This is a genomic window from Collimonas pratensis (genome assembly GCF_001584185.1).
In the GTDB taxonomy this organism is placed as follows: domain Bacteria; phylum Pseudomonadota; class Gammaproteobacteria; order Burkholderiales; family Burkholderiaceae_D; genus Collimonas; species Collimonas pratensis.
In genome coordinates, this window is sequence record NZ_CP013234.1 from 2,050,838 (window position 1) to 2,067,882 (window position 17,045).

Below are 17,045 nucleotides of genomic sequence, written 5' to 3' on the forward strand. Positions count from 1 at the left end.
GAGTCTGCCGCTGCTGAAGCAGCTTCTTAAGCACACGTCTCAGATCAAGGCTTGACACCATCTCCACGGCGCCGACAGGCGCGCGCTTTTTTGGGGGCTGACTGCGCTCCTCGTTTCCAATTGCTACCAGCACACTGCTTAGAGGGTTTCCATGTCGAATTCGCTTGAAACAACAGCTGCATCCAATTCCTTGTCCAACGGCGCCGCCGCCAGCGTCCACGAACTCTCCTCCGTGCAGCAGGTGGTTTGGCTGGACCAGATGCTCAACCCAGATATCCCGTACTACAACATCGGCCTGGCGGTGCAGATCGACGCGGCGATCGATCCGCAGCTGCTGGAGCAAGCCATCCGCGACTTCGCCATGGCCAACGATGCATCGCGCCTGACCTTGATCAAGACTGAGGGCGTGGCGCGGCAACGGCTGCTGCCGTCGGTCGAGTTTGGCTTGCCGCTGCTGGATTTCTCGGGTGAGGCCGATGGCGACCAGCGCGCGCGCCAGTACATGGAGCAGATGTTCAAGCAGAGCTTTGATCTGTATGGAGGACTGTTATGGAAAACCGTGCTGATACGCGTCAGTCCTGTGCGTTACTACTGGCTGCTGTGCTATCACCATCTGGTTGCGGATGGCATCAGCACTTCACAGAGCTTCGCCGGCATTACCCGCGCCTACAATCGGCTGTTGGGGCTGGACAGTACGGTGGCGGAAGCGGCGCCATCCTATCTGGATTTTCTTGCCAAGGACCAGGACTATTTCTCTTCCGCGCGCTTTGCGCTCGACAAGGAATTCTGGCGCCAGCGCTTTGCGCAGCTGCCGGCGCGGTTGGTGGCGGGCGACAGCGCGCTCGCCGCCAAGACGCTGGCGCCCAGCGAACAGGTGTACTGGCCGATCGGGCGTCCTCAGTTTGAAAAAATGACAGCGTATGCAGCCGGACACGGTTTTTCCGCTTCGGACTTCATGCTGGCGCTGACCAGCGTCTATTTCGCCCGCAGCGTCGACCTGGACGAAGTGGTGATCGGCGTGCCGATACATAACCGCAGCAATGCCCGCGAAAAAAACACCATCGGCATGTTTTCATCGATCATTCCGGTCGGCTTCGCGCTGGACCGGCAACAGCCGTTTGCGCAGGCGCTGGCGGCGGTTGCCAAGGAATTGCGGCGCTGCTACCGGCACCAGCGCTTTCCGATCGCAGAAATCAACCGCCTACACAACGTGGTGCAGAGCGGCTATCGTCAGTTGTTCGATGTGTCGCTGTCCTTTGAAGTCTTCAATACCGATTTTCCCATGGGGGCAGGGCTGGCCAGCGGCGCCAAGCTGGACCATGGCTATGAACAGACGCCGCTGGCGATGTCGGTGCGAAATTTCCACGAGGACCAGGATGTGCTGGTGGTGTTCGATTACAACACGCGCCATTTCACGCGCGATGAAATCGTCCGCATCCAAAGCCGCATGGCCTTGCTGATGGATGCGGTGCTGTCAGGCGCCGACTGCCCGCTTGATCAGCTGCCCCTGCTCAGCGTGGCGGAGCGGCACCAGATTGTCAGCACATGGAACGCGACCGAGGCCAGCTATCCTGCGGCTTTGCTGCCGCAGTTGTTCGAGGCGCAAGCGGAACGGACGCCACAGGCGCTGGCGGTGGAACAGGGCGCGGCGCAGCTAAGCTACGCCGAACTCAACCGCCAGGCCAATCAATTGGCGCATTACCTGCGCGAGCTAGGCGTCCAGCCTGACGACAGGGTGGTTGTGTGCGTTGAGCGCGGCTTGCCGATGGTGATGGGTTTGTTGGCGGTATTGAAGGCAGGCGCGGCCTATGTGCCGCTGGATCCGGCTTACCCGGCGGACCGCCTGGCGCACATGCTGCACGACAGCGCCCCACGGGTAGTGCTGACGCAAGCAGGAATTACCGGAGGCTGGCAACAGGTGAGGGCGGCAATCGCAGCCGACTTGCCAGTGCTGGACCTGCAAACGCCAAGCTGGAGCGGATACCCAGAACACAATCCCGACAGCGGCGATCTTTTGCCGTCCAGCCTGGCCTACGTGATCTATACATCCGGCTCGACCGGCACGCCGAAAGGCGTGATGGTTGAACATCGCAACCTGCTCAATCTGGTGCACTGGCATTGCGCGGCATTTGATGTGCGGGCCGGCCAGCGTACCTCTTGCGTGGCGCGGCTGGGTTTCGACGCCGCGGTCTGGGAAATCTGGCCCACCTTGAGCGCCGGCGCCAGCCTGCTGCTGCCGCCGCAGGACCACGACGCCGCCACTGTGCTGGCATGGTGGCGCGAGCAGGCGCTGGACGTGAGTTTCCTGCCGACGCCTATGGCCGAACACGCCATGCGTAATGGCATCAGCAATCCGCAACTGCGCCATCTGCTGACCGGCGGCGACCGCCTGCGGCTTGGCCTACAGAGCGACATGCCGTTCTCCTTGGTCAACAACTACGGGCCGACCGAGACCGCGGTGGTAGCGACCTCGGGCCGCCTGACGGCGGAGGACAAGGTCTTGCATATAGGCCGGCCGATTGCCAACACCCAGATCTATCTGCTGGACCGTGAGGGAGAGCCGGTACCGGTGGGCGTGCCCGGCGAGTTGCACATCGGCGGCGCCAGCGTCGCGCGCGGCTACCTGAACCAGCCGGAACTGACCGAGCAGCGCTTCGTGGCCGACCGTTTTTCGCAAGCGCCTGGTGCGCGACTGTACAAGACCGGCGACCTGGCGCGCTGGCAGGCCGACGGCACATTGGTGTACCTGGGCCGCAACGACTTTCAGGTCAAGATCCGCGGTTTCCGCATCGAGCTGGGCGAAATCGAAGCGCAATTGGCCACGCATGCGGCGATCCGCGAAGCGGTGGTGATAGCGCGTGAAGATACGCCAGGCGACAAGCGCCTGGTGGCCTATATTGTGCCCAATCGCGTCGTCAACGAGGAAGTCGATGCTGAAACGCTGCGCGCGCACCTGAGCCTGCATGTGCCGGACTATATGGTGCCGGCTGCCTACGTCACACTGGCAGCCTTGCCGCTGACGGCCAATGGCAAGCTGGACCGCAAGAATTTACCGGCGCCGGCCAGCGATGCCTACGCCGCCAGCAGCTATGAAGCGCCGCAAGGGGAGACAGAAATCGCGCTGGCGGCGATCTGGTCGGCGCTGCTGCAGATCGAACGCATCGGCCGCCACGACAATTTCTTTTCGCTGGGTGGTCATTCACTGCTGGCAGTGAGCTTGATGGAAAAGATGCGCCTGCAAGGCTTGGCGGCCGAGGTGCGGGCGCTGTTTGCGACACCGACCTTGGCGGGGTTGGCGGCGTCGGTCGGTACGGAAAGCCGGTTGGTGGCGGTGCCGGCCAATCTGATTCCGGCTGGTTGCGAGCAGATTACTCCGGCAATGCTGCCACTAGTGAACCTGAGCGAGGCGGACATTGCGCGCGTGGTCGAACGAGTGCCGGGCGGCGCCGCCAATGTGCAGGATATCTATCCGCTGGCGCCGTTGCAGGAAGGGATCCTGTTCCATCACTTGATGGCGCAAGAGGGCGATCCCTATTTGCTGGTGGGCATGACCAGTTTTGATACCCGGCAACGCCTCGAAACCTATCTGTCGGCCTTGCAAAGCGTGATACAGCGCCACGACGTGCTGCGTACCGCGATTGTCTGGGAAGGCGTGCCGGAGCCGCTGCAGGTGGTGTGGCGCACGGCGCCGCTGGTGCAGGAAGAACTGATTCTCGATCCGGCCGACGGCGACGTTGCCGGCCAATTGCGGGCGCGCTCCGATCCTCGCCATACCCGGCTGGATCTCACGCAAGCACCCCTGATGCGCACCAGCTTTGCCTACGACGCCGCGCAGCAACGCTGGCTGCTGCTGACACTGGTGCATCACCTGATCAACGATCACACCACCCTGGAAGTCATCCACGCCGAGATCGGGGAGCATCTGCAGGGCCGGCAAGCGCAATTGCCGGCGCCGCTGCAATTCCGCAATTACGTCGCGCAAGCCAGGCTGGGCGCCAGCACCGAAGCGCATGAAACATTTTTCCGCCAGATGCTGGCGGGTGTCGATGAACCGACCGCACCCTTCGGCTTGCTGGAGGTGCATGGCGACGGCGATGGCCTGGAAGAGAGGCATGTACGGCTCGATGCAGTACTCTCGCAGCGTTTGCGGCAGCAGGCGCGGCAACTCGGTGTGAGCGCCGCCAGCCTCTGCCATCTGGCCTGGGCGCTGGTGCTGGCGCGGGTCGCCGGCCGCAGCGATGTGGTGTTTGGCACGGTGCTGTTCGGCCGCATGCAGGGCGGCGAGGGTGCCGACCGCATGATGGGCTTGCTGATCAATACGTTGCCGTTGCGGGTCAATATCGATGGACAAGGCGTGGCGGCCAGTGTGCGCCATACCCACGCCTTGCTGGTGGAGTTGATGGAGCATGAGCACGCCTCGCTGGCGCTGGCGCAAAGGGCCAGCGCGATCGCCGCGCCGCAGCCCTTGTTCTCGGCCTTGCTCAACTACCGCCACAGCACGCTCGGCGATCCATCGCCGGCAGAACAGGCCGTGTGGCAAGGCATCACGCAGATTTCAGGAGAAGAACGCAGCAATTATCCCCTGAGCCTGTCGGTCGACGACATGGGACAAGGTTTCGCCCTGACCGCGCAAGTGACGCCTGCGGTGGGCGCAATGCGCATTTGCGGTTACATGCAAACGGCGCTGGAAGGTCTGGTCACGGCGCTGGAGGCAACGCCGGAACGCGCCATCAACAGCATCGACGTCATGCCCGCAAGCGAGCGGCATGAAATAGTCAACGGCTGGAACGCCATGCAGGCACGGCATCCTGGGCAGCGCTTGCCGCAGCGGTTCGAAGCGCAGGTGGAAAGGACACCGCTGGCAGTGGCAGTCGTGCACCGCGCGGAGCAGCTCAGTTATGCCGAGCTCAACCGCCAGGCCAATCAGCTGGCGCACTACCTGCGCGAACTGGGCATCCAGCCGGACGACCGGGTGGCGATCTGCGTCGAGCGCGGCCTGGCCATGATGGTTGCCTTGCTGGCCGTGCTGAAGGCAGGTGCGGCCTACGTGCCGCTGGATCCGGCTTATCCGGCGGACCGCCTGGCACACATGCTGAGCGACAGTGCACCGCGGGTAGTGCTGACGCAGGATGGGATCGAAGGTGGTTGGCCGCAGGTAAAAGCGACCATTGCACCAGGCTTGCCGGTGCTGGATCTGCTGGCGCCAGTCTGGAGCGACTATCCGGACCATAATCCTGACGGCAGCCATCTGACGCCCTCGGACATGGCTTACGTGATCTACACCTCGGGTTCGACCGGCACGCCGAAAGGCGTGGTGGTCGAGCATCGCAATGTGACGCGCCTGTTTGCTGCCACCGACGCCTGGTTCCATTTCGGCGCAGCAGATGTCTGGACCCTGTTCCATTCCTTTGCCTTCGATTTCTCGGTATGGGAAATCTGGGGCGCGCTGCTGCATGGCGGCCGGCTGGTGGTGGTGCCGCTGGAAACAGCGCGTTCGGCGGAAGATTTCTATCGCCTGCTCTGCCGCGAGCAAGTGACCATCCTGAACCAGACGCCAAGCGCCTTCCGCCAGCTGATTGCCGCGCAGGGCGAGGGAGCGCAGGCGCATCAGTTGCGGCAGGTGATTTTCGGCGGCGAGGCGCTGGAACCGGCAACCCTGATTCCTTGGTATGCACAGAACCAGGGTTGCGCCACGCAGCTGATCAATATGTACGGAATCACCGAGACCACGGTCCATGTCACTTACCAGCCTATCGATGTCGCCGATACCGTGCGCGGCGGCGTCAGCCCGATCGGCGTGCGCATACCGGATCTTAGTGTGTATCTGCTGGATGCGCAGGGCCAGCCGGCGCCGGTAGGCGTGCCTGGCGAGCTGTACGTGGGCGGCGCCAGCGTCGCGCGCGGCTACCTGAACCAGCCGGAACTGACCGAGCAGCGCTTCGTGGCCGACCGTTTTTCGCAAGCGCCTGGTGCGCGACTGTACAAGACCGGCGACCTGGCGCGCTGGCAGGCCGACGGCACATTGGTGTACCTGGGCCGCAACGACTTTCAGGTCAAGATCCGCGGTTTCCGCATCGAGCTGGGCGAAATCGAAGCGCAATTGGCCACGCATGCGGCGATCCGCGAAGCGGTGGTGATAGCGCGTGAAGATACGCCAGGCGACAAGCGCCTGGTGGCCTATATTGTGCCCAATCGCGTCGTCAACGAGGAAGTCGATGCTGAAACGCTGCGCGCGCACCTGAGCCTGCATGTGCCGGACTATATGGTGCCGGCTGCCTACGTCACACTGGCAGCCTTGCCGCTGACGGCCAATGGCAAGCTGGACCGCAAGAATTTACCGGCGCCGGCCAGCGATGCCTACGCCGCCAGCAGCTATGAAGCGCCGCAAGGGGAGACCGAAATCGCGCTGGCGGCGATCTGGTCGGCGCTGCTGCAGATCGAACGCATCGGCCGCCACGACAATTTCTTTTCGCTGGGTGGCCATTCGCTGCTGGCAGTGAGCTTGATGGAAAAGATGCGCCAGCAAGGCTTGGCGGCCGAGGTGCGGGCGCTGTTTGCGACGCCGACGCTGGCCGGACTGGCGGCGTCGGTCGGCGCCGAAAGCCGGTTGGTGGCGGTGCCGGCTAATCTGATTCCGGCTGGTTGCGAGCAGATTACTCCGGCAATGCTGCCACTAGTGAACCTGAGCGAGGCGGACATTGCGCGCGTGGTCGAACGAGTGCCGGGCGGCGCCGCCAATGTGCAGGATATCTATCCGCTGGCGCCGTTGCAGGAAGGAATCCTGTTCCATCACCTGATGGCAAAGGAGGGCGATCCCTATCTGCTGGTGGGCATGACCAGCTTCGATACCCGGCAACGCCTGGAAACCTATCTGTCGGCCTTGCAAAGCGTGATACAGCGCCACGACGTGCTGCGTACCGCGATTGTCTGGGAAGGCGTGCCGGAGCCGCTGCAGGTGGTGTGGCGCACGGCGCCGCTGGTGCAGGAAGAATTGATGCTGGAGGGTGACGTCGCGCGCCTGTTGCGCGCACGTTTCGACCCGCGCCAAACGCGCCTCGACTTGTCGCAGGCACCCATGATGCGCACCGCCTTTGCCTACGACGCCGCGCAGCAGCGCTGGGTGCTGCTGACCCTGATGCATCACCTGGTCAGCGATCACACCACTCTGGAAGTGGTGCATGCCGAAATTGCGGCGCACCTGCAAGGCCTGCAGGCCCAATTGCCGGCGCCGCTGCAGTTCCGCAATTACGTGGCGCAAGCCCGGCTGGGCGGCAATACCGAGATCCATGAAAGCTTCTTCCGGGAGTTGCTGGGGGATGTAGACGAACCGACCGCGCCCTTCGGCTTGCTGGAGGTACATGGCGATGGCGCCGGCCTGGAAGAAGGCCACGTACGGCTCAGCGCGGAACTGTCGCGGCGTTTGCGGCAGCAGGCGCGGCAGCTGGGTGTGGGCGCCGCCAGCCTCTGCCATCTGGCCTGGGCGCTGGTGCTGGCGCGGGTCGCCGGCCGCAGCGATGTGGTGTTTGGCACGGTGTTGTTCGGCCGCATGCAGGGCGGCGAAGGCGCCGACCGCATGATGGGCTTGCTAGTCAATACCCTGCCTCTGCGCCTGAACATTGATACTCAGGGGGCGGCGGTCAGCGTGCGGCATACGCACGCCTTGCTGGCGCAGCTGATGGAACATGAGCATGCCTCGCTGGCGCAGGCGCAACGGGCTAGCGCGATTGCAGCGCCGCAGCCCTTGTTCTCGGCTCTGCTGAATTATCGCCACAGCGTGCTCGGCGAGCCATCGCCGGCTGAACAGGCGATCTGGGAAGGCATCACGCAGATTTCAGGAGAAGAACGCAGCAACTATCCCCTGAGCCTGTCGGTCGATGACCTGGGACAAGGTTTTGCCCTGACCGCGCAAGTCACGCCTGCGGTAGGTGCAGTGCGCGTGTGCGGCTTCATGCAGATGGCGCTGGAAGGCTTGGTCGCGGCGCTGGAAGCAACCCCCGAGCGCGCTGTCAACAGCATCGATGTGATGCCGGCGCAAGAACGGCAGCAAGTCGTCAAGGGCTGGAACGCGACCCAGGCGCGGCATCCAAAACAACTGCTGCCGCAGCTGTTCGAGGCGCAGGCGGCCAAGACACCGCTGGCAGTGGCGGTGGTGCATGGCTCGGCCCAACTGAGTTATGCCGAACTCAATCGCCAGGCCAATCAGCTGGCGCATCATCTGCGCCAGCTGGGCGTCAAGCGCAATGACCGGGTGCTGCTGCAGCTGGAACGCTCCTTGCCGCTGATTGTGGCAATACTGGCCGTGCTCAAGTGCGGCGCCGCCTACCTGCCGATAGACGGCAGTTTGCCGGAGGAGCGCAAGATTTTCATGGCCGGCGACAGCGGCGCCAGCGTCCTGCTGGCATGCAGCGGCGACCATTGGCCGGTAGCGGCAGCGCTGACCAGGATCAACCTGGACCAGATCGCCGCCAACGCCTACGCCGCCGACAACCTTACCCCGGGCGGTGACGACGAAACGATTGCCTACATCATGTACACATCGGGCTCGACCGGGCAGCCGAAAGGGGTGCTGGTGCCGCAGCGCGGCATCAAGCGCCTGGTGCTGGAGAACGGCTATGCGGCCTTTGACGCCAGCGACCGCATTGCTTTCGCCGCCAATCCGGCCTTCGACGCGTCGACTCTGGAAATCTGGGGCGCCTTGCTGAATGGCGGCTGCATCGTGGTGATCGACAAGGAAGTCTTCCTCGATCCGCTGCAACTGGCCGGCAAGCTCGAACAGCAAGGCGTCACCACGTTGTTTCTCACCACGGCGGTCTTCAATCAATGTGCGGCGCTGGTGCCGGAGGCATTCAGCCGCTTGCGCTTCCTGATGACCGGCGGCGAGCGCTGCGATCCGGCCGCCTTTGCACGCGTGCTGGCAGCCGGCAAGCCGCAGCACCTGATCCATTGCTACGGCCCGACCGAGGCCACCACCTATGCCACGACCTACGAAGTGACGGCGCTTGATGCCGCCGAAGCGAGCTTGCCGATAGGCCGGCCGATTGCCAGCACCCAGGTGTATCTGCTGGACGCCCAAGGCGAGCCGGTGCCGGTTGGCGTGGCCGGAGAGATGTATATCGGCGGCGCCGGCATAGCGCGCGGCTACCTGAACCGGGATGAGTTGACGGCAGAGCGCTTCATTGCCGACCGTTTTAGCGGGCACCCCGGTGCACTGCTATATCGTACCGGCGACCTGGCGCGCTGGCAGGCCGACGGCAACCTGGTGCACCTGGGGCGCAACGACTTCCAGGTCAAGATCCGTGGCTTCCGTATCGAACTGGGCGAGATCGAAGCCAGGCTGGCCGCGCATCCGGCGATCCGCGAAGCAGTCGTGATTGCGCGCGAGGATGGCCCTGGCGATAAGCGCCTGGTGGCCTATATTGTGCTTAACCCCGTCCTCAATGAAGAAATCGATGCGGCGGCCCTACGCTCCCATTTGAGCGCCAGCATGCCCGAGTACATGGTGCCGGCGGCTTACGTCACGCTGGCGGCGCTGCCGCTGACGCAGAACGGCAAGCTGAGCCGCAAGCAGCTGCCGGCGCCAGAAGCCGACGCTTTTGCCGTGAGCGGCTATGCCGCGCCCGAAGGCGCAACCGAAAGCGCCATGGCGGCCATCTGGTCGCAGCTGCTGCGGGTCGAACGCATCGGCCGTTACGATAATTTCTTCTCGCTCGGCGGCCATTCGCTGGTGGCGGTGCAGATGATTTCGCGCATCAGGCAGGTGTTCGATATCGAGCTGGCGATCAGCACCTTGTTTGCGCATCCGGTGCTGCACGACTTTTCCGCCCAGTTGCTGGCCGGCGCTGCCAACGTGCGGCCGCCGCTGACTGTCGCTGGCGCTGAAGAACGTCAACAATTGTCGTTTGCCCAGCAACGCCTGTGGTTCCTGGAGCAGATGGGCGGGATCGGCCATGCTTACCATATCCCGCTGGGCTTGCAGCTGGACGGTGAACTCGACCGCATCGCCCTGGTACAGGCGCTGGAACGCCTGGTATTCCGCCATGAAGCGCTGCGCACCACTTTTACCGAGACTGAAGAGCATGCCGCGATTCAGCGCGTCGCGCCGGCCGAACTGAGTCATTTCCGGCTGCTGGAACATGATTTGCGGCACCATCCCGAACGTGACGAGGAACGGCAGCGCCTGCTGGCTGAGGAGGCGGCGCGGCCTTTCGATCTGGCGCAAGGGCCGCTGATCCGTGGTCTGCTGCTGCAAGAGACGCGGACTCGGCATACGTTGCTGATCACGGCCCATCATATTGTCTCGGATGGCTGGTCGACCGGTCTGCTGCTGGATGAAATCAGCGCGCTCTACAACGCCTACCGGCAGGGACAGCATGACCCGCTGCCAGTCCTGGCGCTGCAATATCCGGATTACGCTGCATGGCAGCGGCGCTGGCTGAACGACACCGTGCTGGAACAGCAGACCGCCTACTGGAAGCATAGCTTGTCCGGCGCGCCGACCTTGCTGGAGCTGCCGGCCGACTATCCGCGTCCACCGCAGCAAGATTATGCCGGCTCCAGTATCGACATCAGGCTCGATGCCGCACTGACGCGCAAGCTGAAGGCTTTGAGCCAGCGCCATGGCAGCACGCTGTACATGACTTTGTTGAGCAGCTGGGCGCTGCTGTTGAGCCGCCTGTCAGGACAAGACGATATCGTCATCGGCACGCCGGCGGCCAACCGCAGCCAGCAGGAAGTGGAAGGCTTGATCGGCTTTTTCGTGAATACGCTGGCGCTGCGCATTCAGCTGCCGGAACAGATGACGGTGGCGACTTTGCTGGAACATGTCAGGCAGCAATCGCTGGCAGCCCAGCAGCATCAGGAAATCCCGTTTGAGCAGGTGGTAGAGCACACCCGTCCGCTACGCAGCATGGCGCACAGTCCCTTGTTCCAGGTGATGTTTTCCTGGCAAAACGCACCGCAAGGCAGGCCGCAGCTGGCGGGACTGGAACTGACGCCGCTGGCGCTCAGGCAGGTGACCGCCAAGTTCGACCTGACCCTGGCGCTGGGCGAAACCGACGGTACGGTGGCCGGTTCGCTGGAATATGCGACCGCGCTGTTTGAAGCGGACACGGTGCAACGCTATCTCGGCTATTGGCAGCGGCTGCTGGAAGCCATGGTCGACGACGATGCGCAGCCGGTCGCCAGCCTGCCCTTGCTGGGCGAGGCGGAGCGGCAGCAGCTGGCAAGCTGGAATGCTACCCGGGTCAGCTATCCTGAGGGGGAGTTCCTGCTGCATCAGCTATGCGAAATCCAGGCCGAACGCACGCCGCAGGCAGTGGCGCTGGAGTTCGGCGCTACACAGCTTAGCTACGCCGAACTGAATCGCCAGGCCAATCAGCTGGCGCACTATCTGCGTGAGCTGGGCGTCGAGCCGGACCAGCGGGTGGCGATCTGCGTCGAACGCAGCCCGGCCATGGTGGTTGCCTTGCTGGCGGTGCTGAAGGCGGGCGCGGCCTACGTGCCGCTGGATCCGGCTTATCCAGCCGACCGCCTGGCCTACATGTTAAACGACAGCGCGCCACGCGTGGTGCTGACGCAAGCCGGGATCGAAGGTGGCTGGCAGCAAGTCAGTGCGTCCATCGGACCGGACCTGCCGCTGCTGGATCTGCAAGCGCCAAGCTGGCCCCGCTACCCGGACCACAATCCTGACTATAGCCACCTGACGCCATCGGCTTTGGCGTATGTGATCTACACATCGGGCTCGACCGGCAAGCCGAAGGGCGTGATGAACGAGCATCGCGGCGTCGTCAATCGCATGCTATGGATGCAGCAGGCTTATGGGTTAGGGCAGCAAGACGTGGTGCTGCAAAAGACGCCTTTCAGTTTCGACGTCTCGGTGTGGGAGTTTTTCTGGCCGCTGATGACAGGCGCCAAGCTGGTGTTGGCCAAGCCGGACGGCCACAAAGATCCGGCCTACCTGAGCGGACTCATCCGCGCTGCCGGCGTCACCACCTTGCACTTCGTGCCCTCCATGCTGCAGGTATTTGCCGCGCATGAGGATGCAGCGGCCTGCCACAGCATTGTGCGCGTGATGTGCAGCGGCGAAGCCTTGCCGGCAGCGCTGGTCGACTGCTTCCATGCGCTGCTGCCGCAGGCCCAGCTGCATAATCTGTATGGGCCAACCGAAGCGGCGGTGGATGTCACCGCCTGGACCAGTATTGCCGGAGAAAGCCGGAGCGCCATTCCTATCGGCAAGCCGATTGCGAATACCAGCATTCACATCCTCGATGCGCGCGGAGAACCGGTGCCGCTGGGTGTGGCGGGGGAATTGCATATCGGCGGCGTGCAGGTGGCGCGCGGCTACCTGAACCAGCCGCAGCTGAGTGAACAGCGTTTTGTCGCCGATCCTTTCTCGAAAACTCCGGGAGCTCGGCTGTACAAGACCGGCGACCTGGCGCGCTGGCAGGCCGACGGCAATCTGCTGTACCTGGGCCGCAACGACTTCCAGATCAAGCTGCGCGGCTTCCGCATCGAACTGGGTGAGATCGAAGCACAACTGGCTGCGCACGCAGCGATACGCGAGGCCGTGGTGATTGCGCGCGAAGACAGTCCCGGCGACAAACGCCTGGTGGCCTATCTGGTGACCAGCCAGGAAGTCGATGCTGAAACGCTGCGCGCCTATCTGAGCGTCAATCTGCCCGACTACATGGTGCCGGCGGCGTATGTCACGCTGGCAGCTTTGCCATTGACAGCGAATGGCAAGCTGGATCGCAATAGCCTGCCGGCGCCGGATGGCGGCGCCTACGCGGCGAACAGTTACGCAGCGCCGCAGGGAGCGGCTGAAATTACGCTGGCGGCGATCTGGTCGGAGTTGCTGAAAATTGAACGGGTCGGTCGCCACGACAATTTCTTCTCGCTGGGCGGCCATTCGCTGCTGGCGGTGCAGATGATTTCGCGGCTGCGGCAGACATTTGGCGTGGAAGTGGCATTGAGCACGGTGTTCATGCATCCCTTCCTGGCTGGCTTTGCTACCGCAGTAGCCGGCAGCGAAGCCAACGTGCGGCCGGCAATGACGACGATATACGGCGCCGAGCGAGAGCAACTGTCGTTTGCACAGCAACGCCTGTGGTTCCTGGAGCAAATGGGCGAAGTACGCCAGGCCTACCATGTGCCGCTAGGCTTGCAGCTGAACGGTGAACTGGACCGGGTCGCCCTGGTCCAGGCTCTGGAACGCCTGGTGTTCCGTCACGAAGCCCTGCGCACCAGCTTTGTCGCTGCCGAAGGCCAGGGCGCGCTACAGCGTGTTGCCGCGGCAGATATCAGCCATTTTCATCTGCAGGAACACGATTTGCGCCATCATCCGGAACGCGATGCGGAGCGCGAACGCCTGATCGCGGAAGAAGCGACGGCGCCGTTCGACCTGGCGCAGGGCCGCTGATCCGCGGCCGCCTGCTGCAAGAGACGCGTACCCAGCACACCTTGCTGATCACGCTGCACCATATCGTTTCAGACGGCTGGTCGATCGCCGTGCTGCTCGATGAGATCAGCGCGCTGTACAGCGCCTACCGGCAAGGCGAGCACGATCCTCTGCCGCCGCTGACGGTGCAGTATCCGGATTACGCTGCCTGGCAGCGGCGCTGGATGAGCGGCGCGGTGCTGGAGCAGCAGACCGCCTACTGGAAAGAAAACCTGGCAGGCGCGCCGACCTTGCTGGAACTGCCCACCGATTACTCGCGTCCCTTGCAGCAAGACTATGCCGGTGCGCAGGTAGCGACAGCGCTGGATGCCGGGTTGACCAGAAAGCTGAAGGCCTTGAGCCAGCGCCACGGCAGCACCTTGCACATGACGCTGTTGAGCAGCTGGGCCCTGTTGCTGGGTCGGCTGGCAGGGCAGGACGAGGTGGTGATCGGCACGCCGACGGCCAACCGCAACCAGCAGGAAGTGGAAGGCCTGATCGGATTTTTCGTCAACACGCTGGCGTTGCGCATCCGTTTGCCGGAGCAGGCGACGGTGGGCGCGTTGCTGGAGCAGGTGAAGCAACAGTCGCTGGCGGCCCAGCAGCACCAAGAACTGCCGTTTGAACAGGTGGTGGAGCATACCCATCCGGTACGCAGTATGGCGCATAGCCCTTTGTTCCAGGTCATGTTTGCGTGGCAGAACGCGCCGCAAGGCAAACTGCGGCTGCCCGGCCTGGAGCTGACGCAGCTGCCTTTCAAGCAAGTGACCGCAAAGTTCGACCTGACCTTGTCGCTGGAAGAATCTGGCGATGCGATTGCCGGCGTGCTGGAATATGCCAGCGCCTTGTTCGAGCGCAGCACGATCGAGCGCTACCTCGGCTACTGGCAGTGCCTGCTGCAGGCCATGGTCAGCGACGACAGCCGGCCGCTGGCCAACCTGCCGCTGATGAGTGCAGCTCAACGCCAGCAGATCGTGCAGCACTGGAACCAGACCGACGCCGTCAACCCGGCGCCCTTGCTGCCGCAGCTGTTCGAGGCGCAGGCGGTGCAGAGGCCGGATGCGGTGGCGGCGGTGCATGGCGTCCATCAGCTGAGCTATGCCGAACTGAACCGCCAGGCCAATCAGCTGGCGCATCACTTGCGGCAGTTGGGCGTTCGGCGCAATGACCGGGTAGTCTTGCAGCTGGAACGCTCGCTGCCGCTGATCGTGGCCGAACTGGCGATCCTCAAGTGTGGCGCCGCCTATGTGCCGATAGACGGCAGCCTGCCGGACGAGCGCAAGATTTTCATGGCGCAAGATAGCGGCGCCAGCTTGCTGCTGACGCTGAGCGGCGCGGCCTGGCCGGAACAGGCCGCGCTCACCAGGGTCAACCTGGACCAGATCGCCGCCAGTGCCTATGCCGCCGATAACCTGGCGCCGGGCGGCGACGACGAGACGATTGCCTACATCATGTACACCTCAGGCTCGACCGGGCAGCCGAAAGGCGTGCTGGTGCCACAGCGCGGCATCAAGCGCCTGGTGCTGGAAAACGGCTATGCGGCTTTTGACGCCAGTGACCGCATCGCTTTCGCCGCCAATCCGGCTTTCGACGCTTCCACCATGGAAATCTGGGGCGCCTTGCTGAACGGCGGCCGTATCGTGGTGATCGACAAGGAAGTGTTCCTCGATCCGCTGCGCTTTGCCGATGCGCTGGAACAGCAGGGCGTCACCACGCTGTTCCTGACCACGGCAGTGTTCAACCAGTGTGCGGCGATCGTGCCGGATGCCTTCCGCCAGCTGCGTTTTCTGCTGACCGGCGGCGAGCGCTGCGACCCGGCCGCTTTTGCACGCGTGCTGGCGGCCGGCCGGCCGCAGCATCTGATTCACTGCTACGGGCCGACCGAAACCACGACCTACGCCACTACCTACGAGGTAACGGCGATTGACGCGGCGCAGCCGACCATTCCGATAGGCCGGCCGATTGCCAACACCCAGATTTATCTGCTGGATGCGTACGGCGAGCCGGTGCCGGTCGGGGTGACGGGCGAGATCTATATCGGTGGCGCCGGCGTCGCTTGCGGCTACCTCAACCGGGAAGAACTGACGGCGCAGCGCTTCGTTGCCGACCGTTTCAGCGGCCGCCCTGGCGCGCTGCTGTATCGCACCGGCGACCTGGCGCGCTGGCAGGCCGACGGCAACCTGGTGCATCTGGGTCGCAACGACTTCCAGGTCAAGATCCGTGGTTTCCGCATTGAACTGGGCGAGATCGAGGCCAGGTTGGCCCTGCATCCGGCGATCCGCGAGGTGCTGGTGATGGCGCGCGAGGAGCATCTGGGAGAGCGGCGCCTGGTTGCCTATATCGCTGTCAATCAAGCGGTTGATGTCGACGCCCTGCGTTCCTACCTGAGCGCCAGCATGCCCGAGTATATGGTGCCGGCGGCTTACGTCACGCTGGCGGCGCTGCCGCTGACGCAGAACGGCAAAGTGGACCGCAAGCGGCTGCCGGCGCCGGAGGCGGATGCCTATGCTGTCGGCGGTTACGCGGCGCCGGAGGGGGAGATCGAGGTGGCCCTGGCCGAGATCTGGTCGGAGCTGCTGCAGATCGCCAGCGTCGGCCGTCACGACAACTTCTTCGCACTGGGCGGCCATTCGCTGTCGATCCTGCAAGTGGTGACCCTGCTGAAGAAAAAAGGCGTGCGGATTTCAGCTAGCGATGTGTTTACCTATCCGACCGTAGCGGCTCTGGCCGAACATATTACGCAGCTCAACCCGCTGGAGACAGAGAATGCGGCGGTGCTGGTGCGTGCCGGCGGCCGCCAGCGTCCCTTGTTCCTGATGCACGAAGGCTCCGGCTTGCTGATCTACGCGCACATGCTGGCGGTGCACATCGATCCCGGCATCCCGGTGTACGGTTTGCCGCCGCTGCCGCCTGAAGAAACGCCGCTGCGTAGCGTGCAGAGCATGGCGACGCGCATGCTGGGATTGATACGCGCAGTGCAGCCGAGCGGGCCTTACCGTCTAGCCGGCTGGTCCTTCGGCGGTGTGCTGGCCTACGAGGTGGCGCAGCAGTTCATCAGGGAAGGCGAGCAGGTTGAGTTTGTCGGCTTGTTCGATACCCATTGCTCGATCGGCGACGACGATGAGCGTGAAGAAAAGCTGGGCGACAAGCAATTGATGCTGACGCTGCTCGAAGCCGCTGCCAGCAACGACCCGCTGCTGCGGAGCGGGATGGAGCAGCTGAAAGCGGCCGCCGCTGACGCCGACATCCAGACCTTGATGCAGATGGCGAGACGCAGCGGCTTGTTCCCGGCGGGATTCTCCTTACAGGGCTTGCTGCAGCTGATGGAAAACAGCCGCATCATCATTCGCGCCTATGGCGAGTATGCGGTGCAGCCGATCGCCATTCCGGTGCACTATTACAGTGCCGTGGGAGATACTGTCAACGAGCCGCTGCGAGGCTGGGGTGAAGTGCTGTCGGAGATGCAGCTGCGGCTCATCCCTGTACCGGGAACCCATCAGTCGATGATGATTTCGCCGCATATAGAAGTGTTTGCCGATGCCTTGAATAGCGCGCTGGAGGCGGTGAGGGTGGAAGGGAAGCTGGCCACTGCGCCGCTTTGATTGATGGA

2 pseudogenes are annotated in these 17,045 nt (G+C 63.6%); both read left to right on the plus strand.

What is annotated here, in order from left to right:
* Positions 1 to 151: 151 nt before the first annotated feature.
* A pseudogene (locus CPter91_RS27855) lies at positions 152 to 1,525 on the plus strand (condensation domain-containing protein); the annotation flags it as partial.
* Positions 1,517 to 17,037, plus strand: a pseudogene (locus CPter91_RS09450) (non-ribosomal peptide synthase/polyketide synthase). The pseudogenes CPter91_RS27855 and CPter91_RS09450, both read left to right, overlap by 9 nt.
* Positions 17,038 to 17,045 lie beyond the last annotated feature (8 nt).